The sequence below is a fragment of the Bowmanella pacifica genome (genome assembly GCF_014645355.1).
GTDB classification, from domain to species: Bacteria; Pseudomonadota; Gammaproteobacteria; order Enterobacterales; family Alteromonadaceae; genus Bowmanella; species Bowmanella pacifica.
In genome coordinates this window covers 243,976-259,479 of sequence record NZ_BMLS01000001.1, presented here as the reverse complement: position 1 = coordinate 259,479, position 15,504 = coordinate 243,976, and the positions used below count along the sequence as shown (strand labels likewise).

At 49.3% G+C, this 15,504-nt stretch carries 14 protein-coding genes; 7 read left to right on the top strand and 7 right to left on the bottom strand.

The window, feature by feature from the left end; genetic code table 11:
- The first annotated feature begins 1 nt into the window (after window position 1).
- Window positions 2-3,112, top strand: a complete 3,111-nt coding sequence (locus IEX02_RS01090; protein ID WP_188689020.1) for an efflux RND transporter permease subunit — start codon at window positions 2-4, stop codon at window positions 3,110-3,112.
- Window positions 3,113-3,129: 17 nt separating this feature from the next.
- Here the strand turns inward: IEX02_RS01090 and IEX02_RS01085 are convergent, their stop codons facing one another.
- The 5 genes from IEX02_RS01085 to rpsU form a co-directional block, all read right to left on the bottom strand.
- Entirely contained in the window at window positions 3,130-3,570 is a 441-nt protein-coding gene (locus IEX02_RS01085; RefSeq protein WP_188689017.1) for a hypothetical protein, read from the bottom strand.
- A 248-nt stretch (window positions 3,571-3,818) separates the two neighbouring features.
- A complete protein-coding gene (rpoD, locus tag IEX02_RS01080; RefSeq protein WP_188689014.1) occupies window positions 3,819-5,654 on the bottom strand; it encodes an RNA polymerase sigma factor RpoD in 1,836 nt (611 codons plus the stop codon).
- A gap of 129 nt (window positions 5,655-5,783) precedes the next feature.
- The gene (dnaG, locus tag IEX02_RS01075; RefSeq protein ID WP_188689011.1) at window positions 5,784-7,553 is read right to left on the bottom strand and encodes a DNA primase; all 1,770 of its coding nucleotides are present in this window, start codon (window positions 7,551-7,553) and stop codon (window positions 5,784-5,786) included.
- A 96-nt stretch (window positions 7,554-7,649) separates the two neighbouring features.
- Window positions 7,650-8,093 carry a GatB/YqeY domain-containing protein gene (locus IEX02_RS01070; protein ID WP_188689009.1) on the bottom strand — a complete coding sequence of 148 codons (444 nt, stop codon included), beginning with the start codon at window positions 8,091-8,093 and terminating at the stop codon, window positions 7,650-7,652.
- Between the two features lie 56 nt (window positions 8,094-8,149).
- Window positions 8,150-8,365 (bottom strand): 30S ribosomal protein S21, encoded by a 216-nt coding sequence (gene rpsU, locus IEX02_RS01065; RefSeq protein WP_062481949.1) that lies wholly within the window; start codon window positions 8,363-8,365, stop codon window positions 8,150-8,152.
- Between the two features lie 217 nt (window positions 8,366-8,582).
- Between rpsU and tsaD the strand changes: the two genes are divergently transcribed.
- Window positions 8,583-9,596, top strand: coding sequence for a tRNA (adenosine(37)-N6)-threonylcarbamoyltransferase complex transferase subunit TsaD (gene tsaD, locus IEX02_RS01060; RefSeq protein ID WP_188689007.1), 1,014 nt, complete (start codon window positions 8,583-8,585; stop codon window positions 9,594-9,596).
- Window positions 9,597-9,638: 42 nt separating this feature from the next.
- Here the strand turns inward: tsaD and plsY are convergent, their stop codons facing one another.
- Complete coding sequence (plsY, locus tag IEX02_RS01055) at window positions 9,639-10,241, bottom strand: glycerol-3-phosphate 1-O-acyltransferase PlsY (RefSeq protein ID WP_188689004.1); 603 nt, start codon at window positions 10,239-10,241, stop codon at window positions 9,639-9,641.
- A 157-nt stretch (window positions 10,242-10,398) separates the two neighbouring features.
- On the opposite strand from plsY, the gene folB reads away from it, so the two are divergent.
- From folB to IEX02_RS01035, 4 genes are read left to right on the top strand one after another with little or no spacing between them, the layout of a single operon-like run.
- A complete protein-coding gene (gene folB / locus IEX02_RS01050; RefSeq protein WP_188689001.1) occupies window positions 10,399-10,752 on the top strand; it encodes a dihydroneopterin aldolase in 354 nt (117 codons plus the stop codon).
- Window positions 10,753-11,250: a 2-amino-4-hydroxy-6-hydroxymethyldihydropteridine diphosphokinase gene (gene folK, locus IEX02_RS01045; RefSeq protein ID WP_188688998.1), complete on the top strand. Its 498-nt coding sequence runs from the start codon at window positions 10,753-10,755 to the stop codon at window positions 11,248-11,250.
- Entirely contained in the window at window positions 11,247-12,047 is an 801-nt protein-coding gene (locus tag IEX02_RS01040) for an undecaprenyl-diphosphate phosphatase (protein ID WP_188688995.1), read from the top strand. Before folK ends, IEX02_RS01040 begins: the two co-directional genes overlap by 4 nt.
- 16 nt (window positions 12,048-12,063) lie before the next feature.
- Window positions 12,064-12,429: a histidine triad nucleotide-binding protein gene (locus tag IEX02_RS01035; protein ID WP_188688992.1), complete on the top strand. Its 366-nt coding sequence runs from the start codon at window positions 12,064-12,066 to the stop codon at window positions 12,427-12,429.
- Between the two features lie 317 nt (window positions 12,430-12,746).
- On the opposite strand, the gene IEX02_RS01030 is transcribed toward IEX02_RS01035, so the two are convergent.
- Window positions 12,747-14,426 carry a DUF8614 domain-containing protein gene (locus IEX02_RS01030; RefSeq protein ID WP_188688988.1) on the bottom strand — a complete coding sequence of 560 codons (1,680 nt, stop codon included), beginning with the start codon at window positions 14,424-14,426 and terminating at the stop codon, window positions 12,747-12,749.
- A 230-nt stretch (window positions 14,427-14,656) separates the two neighbouring features.
- On the opposite strand from IEX02_RS01030, the gene IEX02_RS01025 reads away from it, so the two are divergent.
- On the top strand, window positions 14,657-15,493 hold the full coding sequence (locus IEX02_RS01025; protein WP_188688986.1) for an HDOD domain-containing protein: 837 nt from the start codon (window positions 14,657-14,659) through the stop codon (window positions 15,491-15,493).
- Window positions 15,494-15,504: the final 11 nt, after the last annotated feature.

Below are 15,504 nucleotides of genomic sequence, written 5' to 3'. Positions count from 1 at the left end.
CATGCTGCTGTCAGATTTGTCGGTTAAACGCCCGGTTTTTGCCTCTGTTATTAATTTACTCCTGATTGTATTTGGTGTGGTGGCGGTCAGCATGCTGTCCCTGCGTGAATACCCGGATGTGGATGCCCCCATTGTTTCTATCAATACCAGCTATCCAGGCGCGTCGGCCAACATTGTGGAAAGCCGTATCACGCAACTGCTGGAAGACAGGATAAGTGGTATTGAAGGTATCAAGAATATTACCTCCAGCAGCCGCAATGGCCGTTCTTCCATCAGCATTGAATTTGAACTGCACCGTGATATCGACGCTGCTGCCAACGATGTACGTGAACGGGTAAGCCGGGCGCTGAATAATTTGCCCGAGCAGGCCGATCCGCCAGAGGTCTTCAAGTCAGACTCGGATGAAAACGTGGTGGTGTGGTACAACCTGCGCAGTGACACCATGTCGGTGATGGAACTGACCGATTATGCTGACCGTTATATTGTTGACCGGCTAGCTATTGTGGACGGGGTCGCCAGGGTACAGATTGGTGGCGGACGTACATATGCCATGAAGGTCTGGCTGGATCGCAATGCCATGTCTGCCCGCAACATTACGGTAACCGACATAGAGCAGGTTATCCGCGCAGAAAACGTCGAATTACCGGCCGGGGTGATTGAGTCTGATGACCGGGACTTTGAAGTACGGGTTGCCCGTACTTTTCTTACCCCTGATGACTTCTCCCAGCTAACCATTAAAGCTGGCGATGATGGCTATTTGGTTAAGCTTGGCGAAGTGGCTCGTGTTGAGCTGGCCGCCGAAGATGATGAAACCGAGTTTCGCGGTAACGGTGTCAATATGATTGGTCTTGGCATTGTGAAGCAATCCAAAGCTAATACCTTGGATGTGGCTATTGCAGCCAGAAAAGCCATCGCCGACATTGAAGCGAATCTGCCGGGTAATGTTTTTATCGTGCCCAGTTACGATTCTTCGGTATTTATCGAAGATTCCATCGACGAAGTCTATGAAACCCTGGCTATCGCCATGGCGATGGTTGTAATCGTAATCTATTTGTTTCTTGGCAATGTACGCGCAACGATAATCCCGGCCATCACGGTGCCGGTATCCCTGGTGGCAGCATTTATGGTGCTGTATATGTTGGGCTATTCAATAAACCTGCTGACTTTGCTGGCATTAGTGCTGGCCATCGGTCTGGTGGTAGACGATGCCATTGTTGTGCTGGAGAACATCTACCGCCGGGTGGAAATGGGTGAACCGCCTATATTGGCAGCCTATCGAGGGGCCCGTGAAGTGGGATTTGCAGTAATTGCTACCACCTTGGTGTTGATTGCCGTGTTCCTGCCGTTGGTGTTTTTACAGGGCAATATCGGCAGGCTCTTTACCGAGTTCGCCGTGGCTATCGCTGCCGCCGTGGCATTTTCCAGTTTCACTGCGTTGACCTTGTCCCCCATGCTGTGCTCGAAGATTCTGCAAAAGCGGGAACGGGGAAGCGGGTTCGGACGGTTAGTGGATAAGGGCTTCGGCAAACTTGAGCGAGGTTACTTTACTTCCCTGGGCAACAGTTTGCATCAACCTCTTATTAGTTTTCTGATGGTCGCGGTCAGTTTAGTCGCGCTCTATGGTCTTTCCAGCAAAATTCCCAGCGAGTTTGTCCCCAGAGAAGACCGCGGTAATTTCTTTATTATGATGCAGGCTGCTGAAGGGGCCAGCTTTGAAAGCAACAGCCGTAACATAGGCAAGATTGAGAGTATCTTATTGCCTTATCTGGCAGACGGCGAAGTTAACCGGGTATTGGTGCGTACCCCTGGATGGGGAGGAACCGCGGGTATCGCTATCGTTGGTGCAGTGGATTGGCAGGACAGGCGGCGCTCCACTTTTGAGCTCATGAATGAGATCAGTGCCAAAATGTCCGATATCCCTGATGTCAGAGCTTTTGCCATTATGCGCAGCAGCCTGGGCGGGCGTGGTGTTGGCCGACCTGTGCAATTTGTGCTGAAGGGCGATACCTATGAGGATTTGGTGGAAGCCAGGGATATTGTGCTGGCCAAGGCCGCAGAAAATCCCGGATTGGTTAGATTAGACAGTGATTACAAGGAGACCTGGCCGCAACTGTTAGTGAAGATAAACCGCGACAGAGCAGCCGACTTAGGTGTCTCGATCGGGGATATTGGCCGGACCCTGGAAACCATGTTGGGTCAGCGCAGAGTGTCTACCTACCTGGATCGCGGACAGGAGTACTACGTGATCATGGAGGGGAATAAGGAAGACTACCGCTCTCCACAAAGCATCGAAAACCTCTATGTTCGTTCAAAGCGCAGTGGTTTGCTGATTCCGCTAGATAACCTGCTGACCTTCGAAGAAGGTGCCACTTCGTCAACCTTGAACCGTTACAACCGGATGCGCTCTATAACCATCACCGCCAACCTGGCTGATGGTTATACCTTGGGTGAGGCGCTAACGTTTTTGAATCAGGTGGTGGAAGAGGAAGTCTCTGACACTATTGCGGTGGACTATCGTGGCGAGTCTCTGCTTTATCAGGAGTCGGGCAGCTCAATATTGTTTATCTTTGCCCTGGCATTGGCTGTTACTTATTTAGTGTTAGCCGCGCAGTTTGAGAGTTGGGTACATCCCCTTGTCATTATGCTGACCGTGCCATTGGCATTGCTTGGGGCATACATAGGCCTGTATTTGAGTAATTTGTCGATTAATATCTACAGCCAGATTGGCTTAGTCATGTTGATAGGATTGGCAGCGAAGAACGGTATTCTGATAGTCGAATTTGCCAATCAGTTGCGTGATGTCGGCGTTGAGTTTGAACAAGCGCTGAAACAGGCCGCCAGACAAAGACTGCGCCCTATCGTGATGACCGGCTTTACCACGGTATTCAGCTCTTTGCCTTTGGTATTGGCCAGCGGTCCAGGCTCTGAAAGTCGGATGGTTATTGGTATGGTGATTTTTGCCGGTGTGATGATGGCTACCTTTATGACGCTCTACGTGGTTCCTACGGCTTATTTCTGGTTGGCGCGACACACAGACTCGCCATTGCGTCGCACTCACGAACTGGAACGCCTGGATGGAGAAATTCCTTACCGTAAAGGCGAGCTTGAATAGCTCGCCTTATGCCTTGCCTATTGGGCTGAATGTTCCGCGGGATCCTGGCCGGGCTGAGGTGTATTGAGGCCAACCAACAAACGCCTGGGATGAGGAGAGCCGGTAATCTTATAAAAACTGCGTCCCCGCCGTCTGAGCTTATAGCGCAGATGACGGTCGCGCAGAATAGGATTGTCGACCTTCTCATGCCAGATTGCCCCAAAACTGAAGGCCATATCTTCAAGACGGTGGACGAAGAAAGAGTAAAGTCCTTGTTCGCGTTTGTCGGCAGGGATAACGACATCAAATATTTTCAAAGCGCGGTAACACATCCCATCATGGTCTATATCTCCAACGACCAGAGAGACGGCGCCACCATCACTAGAGATACGTTGAAAGCGGTGTCCCTTCAGAGGATCCCATTCATCAACCCAGTCCAATGCGTTGATCATTAAAGCTTCAATACTGCGGTAAGACATGACTGCAAACCTCTTAACTGATACCCGGTGAAGAATACTCGAAGCAATAACAGCTGGCTTGGAGGACTTATTCTGTATCGGCAGGTATCGACAAAAATTAGCGGTTATCAATGATCAAGTGCTTAGAACACTCATTTTTAGCGTAGCAGTATTCTTGGCACTATGAAGGCAGGAGGCTAAAAATTTTTATCAGGGCAAAAAAATACCCCCTGCTAGCAGGGGGTATTGAAAGTGTTTATGACTCTGGCTTATTCATCCAGGAAGCTTCTTAACTGCTCAGAACGGCTTGGGTGGCGCAGTTTACGTAGCGCTTTGGCTTCAATTTGACGAATACGCTCACGGGTTACGTCAAACTGTTTCCCTACCTCTTCCAGCGTGTGGTCGGTGTTCATATCAATACCGAAACGCATACGCAGTACTTTGGCTTCACGGGCAGTCAGGCCTGCCAGTACTTCCTGGGTTGCGTTTTTGAGGTTGCCGGAAGTAGCAGAGTCCAGTGGCTGGACAATAGTGCTATCTTCTATAAAGTCGCCCAGATGTGAATCTTCATCATCACCGATGGGGGTTTCCATCGAAATAGGCTCTTTGGCAATCTTCAATACTTTACGGATCTTATCTTCCGGCATCAGCATGCGTTCTGCTAATTCTTCAGGTGTTGGCTCTCGCCCCATCTCCTGCAGCATCTGACGGCTAATACGGTTGAGTTTATTGATAGTCTCAATCATATGCACCGGAATACGGATAGTACGGGCCTGGTCCGCAATGGAGCGGGTAATGGCCTGGCGAATCCACCAGGTGGCATAAGTCGAGAACTTGTAACCGCGGCGGTATTCAAACTTGTCTACTGCCTTCATCAAACCAATGTTGCCTTCCTGAATCAGGTCAAGGAATTGCAGTCCACGGTTGGTGTATTTTTTGGCAATAGAGATAACCAAACGTAAGTTGGCTTCCACCATCTCTTTCTTGGCACGGCGGGCTTTTGCTTCACCTATGCTCATGCGACGGTTGATGTCTTTAATATCTGCAATGCTCAGACCGGTTTCTTCTTCCACCTGATTCATTTTGGCAATGCAACGCTCAAGCTCTTCTTTATGCGTCAGAAGATCGGCGACGTAAGGTTTGCCAGAAGCAAGTAAAGTAGTTAACCACTCTGAGCTGGTCTCGTTGCCGGCAAAGGCTTTTATAAAGTCTTTCTTGGGCATTTTGGCGTGCATAACGCAGTGCTTCATTACAATGCGTTCTTGAACTCGCACACGATCCATCATGCCGCGCATGTTCTTAACCATGCGGTCAAACTGCTTTGGTACCAGGCGGAATTCTTTGAAGATTTCGCTCAGCGCGGCGATTTCCGTTTTCGCATCAGCGTGATCCCTGCCTTTGGATGCGATGGCATCGCGAGTTTTAAAATGTTGCTCACGAAGTGCCGCAAACTTCTGCCTGGCTAGCTCTGGATCTACACCTGAATCGGCGTCGTCATCGTCATCTTCATCTTCATCTTCATCGTCATCTTCGTCGTCCAATTCTTCGTCGGACAATTCTGAACCGATATGGGTTGCTGTAGGCGCGACATCTGTTTCGTTGGGGTCAATAAAGCCCAGTACGATATCGCTCAGACGAATTTCTTCGGCCTCAAATTGATCCCACTGATCAAGCAGGTAAGTAATGGCTTCAGGGTATTCAGCAACAGAACACTGAACCTGATTGATACCGTCTTCTATACGCTTGGCGATATCAATTTCGCCCTCGCGGGTCAGAAGTTCTACGGTACCCATCTCACGCATGTACATGCGTACGGGGTCTGTAGTACGGCCGATCTCACTTTCAACCGTTGCCAACGCCTGAGCTGCAGCTTCTGCAGCATCTTCGTCGGCCGTGGTCTCTTGCATTAACAACTCATCGGAATCCGGCGCAGATTCAAATACCTGGATCCCCATGTCATTGATCATGCGGATAATGTCTTCTATCTGATCAGAATCGACGATATCCTGTGGGAGGTGGTCATTGACTTCAGCAAAGGTTAAATAACCTTGCTCTTTACCTTTTGCGATGAGGAGTTTAATCTGAGACTGCTTATTCGACGCCATATACCTTCCACTTCTCAAATAGAGTTAAATCTGTTCTGAACCGACGCGCAGAGAATTACGCAGTATAGCAGAAATCACCGTTCTGCCGCTAGCCCCATTATTGGGGAAAGGGGAATTAGTCCCTTACTGTTACAGGTCGCGCATCAGACTATTAAGTTCACGTTTCTCATCCATGGATATAGTGCCGAGTCTGGCTTTTGCCAAGAGTTCATCGCACCGGGTCTGCAAATATAAATCAATTAACCGGTCAAATCCGTCGCGATAGAGAGAGTCTATCGGGTTTTCCTCGTCCACCGGCAGATCCATGGTCATTAGTTTGGACAAGTTATCCTGGATTTTGTGCCCACGAAATCGCTCCAGAATATGGGGTGTTTTGTAATTGGGGTTCGCCAGGCAGTGTGCATGCACCTGCTGAAGTATATCCAGCCCGCTAATGGGTACGTTCCCCAAGGCTGCCGGCGAGATCTCGCTATGCGCAGCAGCTAAGGAAGGTTGTTCCAGCAACAGCCTCAATAGCAACCGAATTGGTGTCCAGCTGTGTTTGGATAGTAGTTGGTGGTCAACGTTTTTCGGCTTATGGCGCTGGTAGGCTTCTTCAATTTCCCGTTTTAGGCGTAGGTTCTTATCTTCCAGCGTGTATTCGTTGAGCTGCTCTTCCAGCATCTTCTTTTGCGTGCATTCTGGGATACTGGCTAGCAGCGGCATGGCTTCTGCCTTGAGAGCCGCCTTGCCCTCGTTGCTTTTGGTGTGATGGCGACTCATCAAGCTGTCAAAGAAGAACTTGGACAGCGGTACTGCCGATTCCAACTGTTGTTCAAATGCTTGTTTGCCTAATTTTCGCACCAGCGTGTCCGGATCTTCACCATCGGGCAGGAACAAAAACTGCATCTCTACCCCGTCTTTCAGGTGGGGGAGAGCATTTTCCAGCGCCCGCCAGGCGGCATCTCGTCCAGCCCGGTCACCATCGTAGCAGCAGACAAGTTGTGGTGCTGCACGAAACAGCAATTGAATGTGTTCAGGCGTGGTTGCCGTACCCAGAGACGCAACGGCGTAGTCGATACCAAACTGTCCCAGCGCGACTACATCCATATAGCCTTCTACAATCATCAAACGCTCTAGCTTGCGATTGGCCTGTCTGGCTTGATAGAACCCGTAGAGCTCGTGGCCTTTGTGGAAAATGCGGGTTTCAGGGCTGTTCAGGTACTTAGGGCTACCATCGCCCATCACCCGACCGCCAAAGCCGATAACCCGACCTCGGCGATCCCGTATGGGAAACATAATACGATCGCGAAAGAAATCAAATCGCCGACCTTGATCGTTCTCCGTGATGACTTTGAGGTCCAACAGTTGCTGTTGCAACGCCGGGGTGCGACCAAAGGTTTTTAGGGCAGCATCCCAGTCTGCCGGCGCATAGCCAATATTAAATTGCTTTACAATATCCCCTGATAGGCCTCGACTTTTTAAGTACTCTATAGCTTCAGGTGCCTTGTCATGATGCTTCAGTTGATGGACAAAAAAGCGTGCGACTTTTTCCATCAACTCATAGTCATTTTCCTGTTGCTGACGCTTCTCTTTGCTTTGCTGAGGGGATTTGCCTTGCTCGCGAGGGACTTCCACACCCTGATAACGGGCCAGTTCTTCAATGGCATCGGGAAATTCGAGTCTGTCGTATTCCATTAGAAATGAAATAGCGTTGCCGTGCGCACCACAACCGAAGCAATGATAAAACTGTTTGTCCTGACTGACAGTAAAAGACGGACTCTTTTCGTTATGAAAAGGGCAACAGGCCTGATAGTTTCGACCGGCTTTTTTCAGCCGAACACGGCTGTCGACCAATTCGACGATGTCGGTGCGCGCCAGAAGATCATCAATAAAGTCGCGCGGAATCAATCCTGCCATAGCTGCCGAAATTCACTTAATAAGAAAAGGATGATGCCACAAAGATAAAAAAGGGTCAGTGACTATTCACTGACCCTGAAAAACGGACGGGAAATTTTAGCCCAGTTTGGCTTTAATTTTGCCGCTTAACTGACCCATATCGGTGCGGCCTTGAACCTGAGGTTTCAACCAGGCCATCACTTTACCCATGTCCTGCATACCAGCGGCACCGGTTTCTTGCATGGCTTGGCTGATAAGGGCTTCAAGTTCTGCGTCGGTTAGGGCCTGAGGCAAAAATTCTTGCAACACAACCATTTCAGCCGCTTCCTGGTCGGCCAAATCCTGGCGTCCGGCAGCCTCAAACTGAGCGTGAGCATCTTTGCGCTGTTTAACCATCTTGGTCAGGATAGCAATGATGTCAGACTCAGTAACCGCTTCGCGGGTATCAACTTCTTTTTGCTTAACCTCGGCAAGCGCCATACGAATGGTGCCCAGACGTACTTTATCTTTGGCACGCATGGCGTCTTTTTGGGCTTCTTTAAGGCGTTCAATCAGACTCATGGACTTACTCGTTATGCAAAGTAAAAAGGCGCTTAGCGCGCCTTTTTGGGGAGACCTTAGTAAAGCTTGATGCGGCGTGCGTTCTCGCGAGCCAGCTTTTTCAGGTGACGCTTTTTAGCAGCAGCTTTTTTGCGCTTGCGTTCCCAAGTTGGCTTTTCAAAGAACTCACGACGACGAACCTCAGACAGAACTCCAGCCTTTTCACAAGAACGCTTGAAACGGCGCAGAGCTACATCAAACGGCTCGTTTTCTTTAACTTTAACAATCGGCATTAAAATCTCACCTCAAAAATAAGTGCTTGTTACCAGCTCGAAATATAACCGGCATGGTTAAAAATGGTGCGGAATTTTAATCATATCCGAGAGGAAAGTAAAGGCCGGGGTAAGCTTTAATTGTAAAATCAGGCAAACCCTCACTAAGCCATCATGGAGAAATAGACATCAACAAGGTAAAATCCGCCATCATAGCTTAGCAAATAAAGTGAACTGCATGCGGATTCTGGGTATCGAGACGTCCTGTGATGAGACAGGAATAGCCATTTATGATGACAAGCTTGGGCTATTGTCTCACGAACTTTACAGCCAGGTAAAACTCCATGCCGATTATGGTGGTGTGGTACCAGAACTTGCCTCGCGGGATCATGTGCGCAAGATTATTCCCCTGATTAAAAAGGCCTTGGTGGATGCTGATACTTCCCACGAGCAGTTGGATGGTGTTGCATTTACACAAGGGCCAGGATTAGCCGGTGCCTTGTTGGTCGGCTCCTCCGTGGGGCGAAGTTTAGCTTACGCGTGGAATATTCCTGCGGTAGGGGTTCATCATATGGAAGGCCATTTGCTGGCACCTATGCTGGATGATCCGGCACCTGAATTTCCTTTCGTGGCATTACTTGTCTCCGGAGGCCACACCATGCTGGTGCGGGTCGATGGCATTGGGCGGTACGAAATGCTGGGAGAGTCTTTGGACGATGCAGCAGGTGAAGCCTTCGACAAAACGGCCAAATTACTGGGATTAGATTATCCCGGTGGTCCGCTACTGGCCAAACTTGCCGAGCAAGGTGTGCCTGGGCGCTTTGTGTTCCCCCGTCCCATGACGGACAGACCTGGATTGGACTTTAGTTTCAGTGGTCTTAAGACCTTCGCGGCCAACACTATCCGCGACCAGGGCGACGACCTGCAAACCAAGGCGGATATTGCCTGTGCCTTCCAAACTGCCGTGGTAGAAACCTTACAAATTAAATGTCGTCGCGCGATGGAGCAAACTGGTTTAAACCGCTTAGTGATCGCCGGGGGCGTCAGCGCTAATCAGTCACTTCGCCAAGCGTTGCAGGCGATGATGCAGAAAAACGGCGGGCAGGTATATTATCCCCGTTTGGAGTTTTGTACCGATAACGGGGCCATGATTGCCTATGCCGGCATGCAGCGATTGAAAGCGGGCCAGCATGAGGGGCTAAGTGCTAAGGCTAAGCCCAGATGGCCTTTGGAAAGCCTTGAGCCAGTCTAGTCGGCTGAGTCTGTGTGCAAAGTCCCGGTTCGGACAGAACCCTTATTCCAGGGTTTTGCCCTTGTCCCAAATACGTCCTTCCTCGCCTTTAAACAGGCGAATAATATTGCTGCGATGCCGGGCAATGATCAGAATGGACAGCATGGTGACAGGGATACTGTACTGAGGCTTGATAAACCAAGTAAATACAGGGGCTAACCCCACAGTAACCAAAGCGGCCAGAGAGGAATAACCGGTAATAAACACCGTGGCTATCCAGGTGGCAATCAGCAAACCGGATAAATCCAAGCCGATGGGCAGCATAGTGCCCAGAGCAGTGGCAACGGCTTTACCACCGTTAAAACCGAAGAACAGCGGATAGATATGTCCCAAACAGGCCGCAATAGCGATAAAGCCCAGGTATAAGGGTTCGATGCCAAGAAAGTAGCTGCCCCATACTGGGATAGTGCCTTTTAGTACATCGCAAAGCAGGGTTAACAGAGCAGGAAATCTTCCTCCAATACGGTACACATTGGTGGTGCCTGGGTTACCTGAACCTTGTGTGCGGGGATCTGGCAACGCAAAGATCTTGCAAATCAACACCGCACTGGAAATTGAGCCTGCCAGATAGGCGGCTGTGATCATAAGTAAGGTCAATGCCGTCATTTGCTTTGTGTGATCCCTTGTGTAAACTTGCCCGCCAACGCAACGTGCCCTGTTTTGGCGATTCGTCGCCCGCCATTAAGGGTGAGCGCATATTCCTGTTCGGGTAGATTACCCGAAAAGAACAGTTATCTCATCATTTCTACTGGCCTGATGTGTTATGGATAAAATTTATATTGAAGGGCTACGCCTGGAATCGCTAATTGGTGTTTACGACTGGGAGCGAAAAGCCCCCCGTCCTTTGCTGGTCGACTTGTGTTTGCGCTGTGATCTCAGCCAAGCAGCCCAGACCGATAAAGTAACAGATACTATCGATTATGCGCTGGTAGCCGAAAGCCTGGGACGGGTAGCGGAAAAGAGCAGTTTTGAGTTGCTCGAGGCATTAGCATCGGCCATGTTGGATGCGTTGTTTGCCGAGTTTGCAATTCGGGAAATAACCCTCAAGCTAAGCAAACCTGACATCTTACCTAATGCCAGAAATGTTGCCGTTCAGTTGACCCGGAGCCGACCCTAGATGGCGTTGATTTTTATCAGCCTGGGTAGCAATGTCGAACGCGAAAAACATACGCGCGCCGGGTTGGATGCGCTGTACGAAGTATTCGGTTTGCTGCAGCTTTCCAGCTTGTATGAAAGTGAGGCGGTAGGGTTTGACGGCAGTGCCTTTTTCAATATGGTCATCAGTGCCCATACCCAGTTGTCGGTGGAAGAAGTTGTCGCAACGCTTAAAACTATTGAGCGACAAAACGGTCGTCTGCATGGCGACAAGAAATTTGCCCCTCGTACCCTGGATTTAGATTTGCTGCTTTATGATGATCTTGTGCAAGCCAATCCGGTAGAATTGCCGCGCGCGGAGATTATTCACAATGCATTTGTGTTATGGCCTTTAGCGGAATTGGCGCCGCAGCGGTGTCACCCCATTGCACAAACCTCCTATCAGCAACTGTGGCAGGACTATAACAAGGACAGCCAGAAGCTATGGAAAGTCGACTTTAACTGGAAACCTTCACTATGACGTTAATTGAAATTATTGCGCTGGCCCTGATTCAGGGGATTACCGAATTTTTACCTATTTCTAGCTCTGGTCACCTGATCTTACCTTCAGCTTTGCTTGGCTGGGATAACCAGGGCTTAGCCTTTGATGTGGCAGTGCATGTTGGCAGTTTGCTGGCCGTAGTGCTGTATTTTCGCGAGGATATCCTGCGCCTTATCAGCGCTTGGTTGGGGGCGGTGTTTAAAGGACAGCACAGTGAGCATAGCCGGTTAGCTTGGTGGGTGATTGTCGCCACTATCCCTGCGGTGATTTTTGGCTTTGCCTTTAAATCTGCCATTGAAGTGTATTCCCGTTCCGCGCTGGTGATTGCTATCACCACCATAGTTTTTGGTTTACTGCTGTGGTATGCCGATGCCAAGGCTAAGCAGCATAAAAACATTTTTCAGTTAAATTGGAAGAGTGCTTTATTTGTTGGCTTTGCTCAGGCACTGGCCATTATTCCGGGCACATCCCGCTCAGGTATTACCATGACGGCAGGCTTAATGGCTGGCCTTGACCGCGAAAGTGCTGCGAGATTCTCTTTTCTACTGTCTATTCCGACCATCCTGGGGGCGGGCCTACTGGTGTCGCTGGATTTAGCGGCCAGCGAACATGCTGTTGACTGGCAGGCCATGCTGTATGGAGCGCTTTTTTCCTTCGTCAGTGCTTATTTGTGTATTAAGTTGTTCCTAACTTGGATCTCACGCATTGGCATGCTGCCTTTTGTCATCTATCGCCTGTTGTTGGGTGTGGTATTGTTAGTTTTTGTGTTTAGTTAATTGCCGGGATGCCACTATGTCTGACACTTTGTTCACCAAAATCATAAACCGGGAAATTCCAGCCGACATCATTTACGAGGATGAGTTGTCCCTGGCCTTTAAGGACATTAATCCTCAGGCACCGGTACATTTTTTGATTATCCCGAAAAAGCCTATTGCCACGATCAATGATATTGAATCACAGGATCGTGAAGTGGTTGGGCATTTGTATCTGGTTGCCGCCAAGCTGGCCGCAGAAATGGGATTTGCCGAAGATGGATATCGTGCCGTGATGAACTGTAACCCACATGGCGGACAGACTGTCTATCACCTGCACTTACATGTATTGGCCGGTAAGCCTTTAGGCTGGCCACCTTATCAGGATAAGCTGAAAACGGCTTAGGCAGTATGCAGGCTAAGAGACCTTGGTGGTCTCCTAGAGCGTGTTGACCTTTTGAGTATAGATTTTGTTTAAATCCAGTCCCTTCTGGTCACGACGCCGGGCTGCAGGCCTAGTGGGCCTAAGTCAAAGCCCGGCAACACAGAGCAGGAGGGGCTGGGTTGACCCCTTCGGGCAGCGCTTGTGGGCCCTTTCTACGGCGTTATCACTCACTCATGTAGAATAACTACACCACGTTCGCTCTGCCTTGTATAAAGGGCCCACAAACTGCTGCAAAATCATACTCAAAAGGTCAACACGCTCTAGCCTTAACGCCTGGATTAGAGTCCCAGAACGTCCTTACCCTGTTTGAAGGTAATATCCACTGGGATATTCGCGCGAGTGAGACGTGCCAAATCCTCGGCCAGTTGTGCCTTAATCACCCCCTTGTCGGCGACCAGCGCATCAACGCCAGTGTAGTCGCCATCACCCTGTAACGTCAGGATGCGGTTGGAAAGCGCATCAATAGCCTGTGCCATTTTAGTCATATCTACTTTATATAGCCCTTGTTCGTCACGGGCAAAAGCACCATGCTCGGCAAAGAAATTGAAGCGGATCATGTTGGCTTTGCCGTGCGCACTGGAAGCGCCAAAACGCACGCTACGGAATATGCCGGCCATAAAGGTGACATAGTAATCTTCCAACGTACCTTCGGTAATTTCACCTTTTTCAAGCAATTGCTGAACCATATACAGGCCTAGAATATCCGCTTTACCTTCTTCCAGAGCTGAGGCGTGCTCTTTTAGTGCCTGACGAACTGTACCGCTGCCATCCAGGGTATTTTTGATCCCCAGTCCATGGGCGACTTCATGGAACATGGTGTTGGCAAAGAAGGCGTCAAAGGTTATGTGTTGACGCTGTTCGGGCACGATCAATTGATCAGCTATAGGTACCAAAATATTGTCAAATTTGGCACGCATGGCATTTTTCAGTTGTAAACGACGAGTGCCTTTTTCCAGTTGCACCTGTTCATCATTGGGCAGGTTGATGGCAATGGTTTTACTGCCGGCGTTGGAGTGGCCAGCATAGTAAATGACATCGTAAGCATTCAGGTCGGCATCAGAGCCTGGCATTTCCTGTTTATACGTCTCTTCTACTGGTAAGCCTTTTTGCAGCTCGGGCAGGAAGGCGGCGTATTTGGCCAGCTTTTCGCTCCAGGCCAGGTCTTTAACTAACACATAAGCTTCAAAGGCTGCACGATAACCATAGAGTTGATCCTCATAGGTTTCGATAGGACCCAATACCAACTCGATGGGGTTGGTTTTCATATCCATCCAGGCCATATCGGATGGTTGGTAGCTGTCACTTAGCAAGGCATCTGCGCGCAGCGATAAATACTGTGCGAATTCCTGATTGTCTGCCAGTGCAGAAGCTTTGCGCAGTAATGCCGCCGCAGCGTTAAGCTCTGAATGATACATCTCGGAATAGGGGACTGAAGTCAGCTTGCCCTGAGCGTCACGCACCACCATAGAATACAGGCCTTGTTTGTCGGCAAATTCTGCCCCTTCAAATTCCGCCTTTGTCATATCTTGCGGATAGAACTGCGCGCCAAGAGGCTTTTCGTCGGTGTTGGTTAAAAACGCCTTGTCACCATCCAAACGATCCCATGGGCCATAATTAATGTCTGCAAACTGACGTACCTTGGGATCGTCAATGGAAGCAAGAAACTTGTCTTTGTCTCCACCAAAGGCTTGTTTCCAGAACAGGTCGTCCATGATTTTGGCAGCATCAATCAGTACAGCTACCATCTGTTTTTGACGGCCAGACAGGTGTGATAGGTCACTGGTAAGGTCAACCGGATGGTAGATATCTAATCTGGACTCCAGCCCCTGCTTTAATACCGGTCCTTGCGCAGCGATTGGCGCAACTTCTTTGTTTTGCTGCTGTTGCACTGGCTCAGAGCAACCAAGCAGCAGGCCTGATGCCATAGTGAGGGATAAGGTTAGTTTTGAGAGTTTCATGGGTTTCCTGTCGTTATCTGTTTTAGTGAGGTAAGTAAAACACTATTGCAGTGACTATAGTACTGCATCTTAGACGGCCTGCACACGCCCGACCTTAGCTGCGCTTTTCGAGCACATTTCTTTTACTTTTCCATAAATTAGATGATACTTAGAACGACCTCCAGAGAACCCCGCATATTCTCTTTGGTTATTTCTCTTGCTTAAAAACCGCCGCTTTATAAGGTTGGAATATGTCCACAGAAAATGCCTTGCTGACCATACTGGTTGAGAAGATCAATAACGACACCTTAGTGCTTCCGACCTTGCCTGCAATTGCACTTAAGGTGCGTCGTACGGCTGATGACCCGGAAGTCAATTTGAATAAAATGGCTGATGTTATCGGACAGGATCCGGCACTGAGCGCCCGCATTATTAAGATTTCTAATAGTGCCTACATGGGACGTACGGTAAAAGTTGAAACTATTCACCAGGCCGTTACCCGAATTGGCTTAAGACAGGTGAAAAATATTGCTACGGCGCTGGCAATGGAACAGTTATTTGTATCAAAGAATCAAATTGTTCATGAGCATATCAATCAAGTTTGGCAGCAGACGATTGACGTGGTGGCAAATGCCATGGCCGCGCTGCAAATGCATACGGAACAGACTAAACAAAAGCGCCTGAATCTGGACATCATGACGTTAGCCGCGCTGGTTCACAATATTGGTGTATTACCTATCTTCACCGAAGCCGAACGCCATGATGATGTATTTGCTAATCCTACGTTTTTGTCCGTTGCAGTGCAGAAATTATCGGGGCGAATTGGTGGTGTGATCTTACGTGAGTGGGGTTTTCATGATGAGCTGGTTGAGGTAGCAGAAAACTGGCGCAATCTTGGCTATATGTCCCAAGCCATTACTTATCTGGACTTTGTCCGTTTAGGGGCGGCACTCAGTGGTTATATGGGGAGTCTGAAAGACGGCGTGATGAATGTGACGCAGCAAAAGGGGCTGTTTGAGGATCTGAGTGTGTTGGATAGTGAAGAGTTTAAGACCATGCGCGATAACGCCAGGATGATCTTCCAATAAAAATAGGCTGA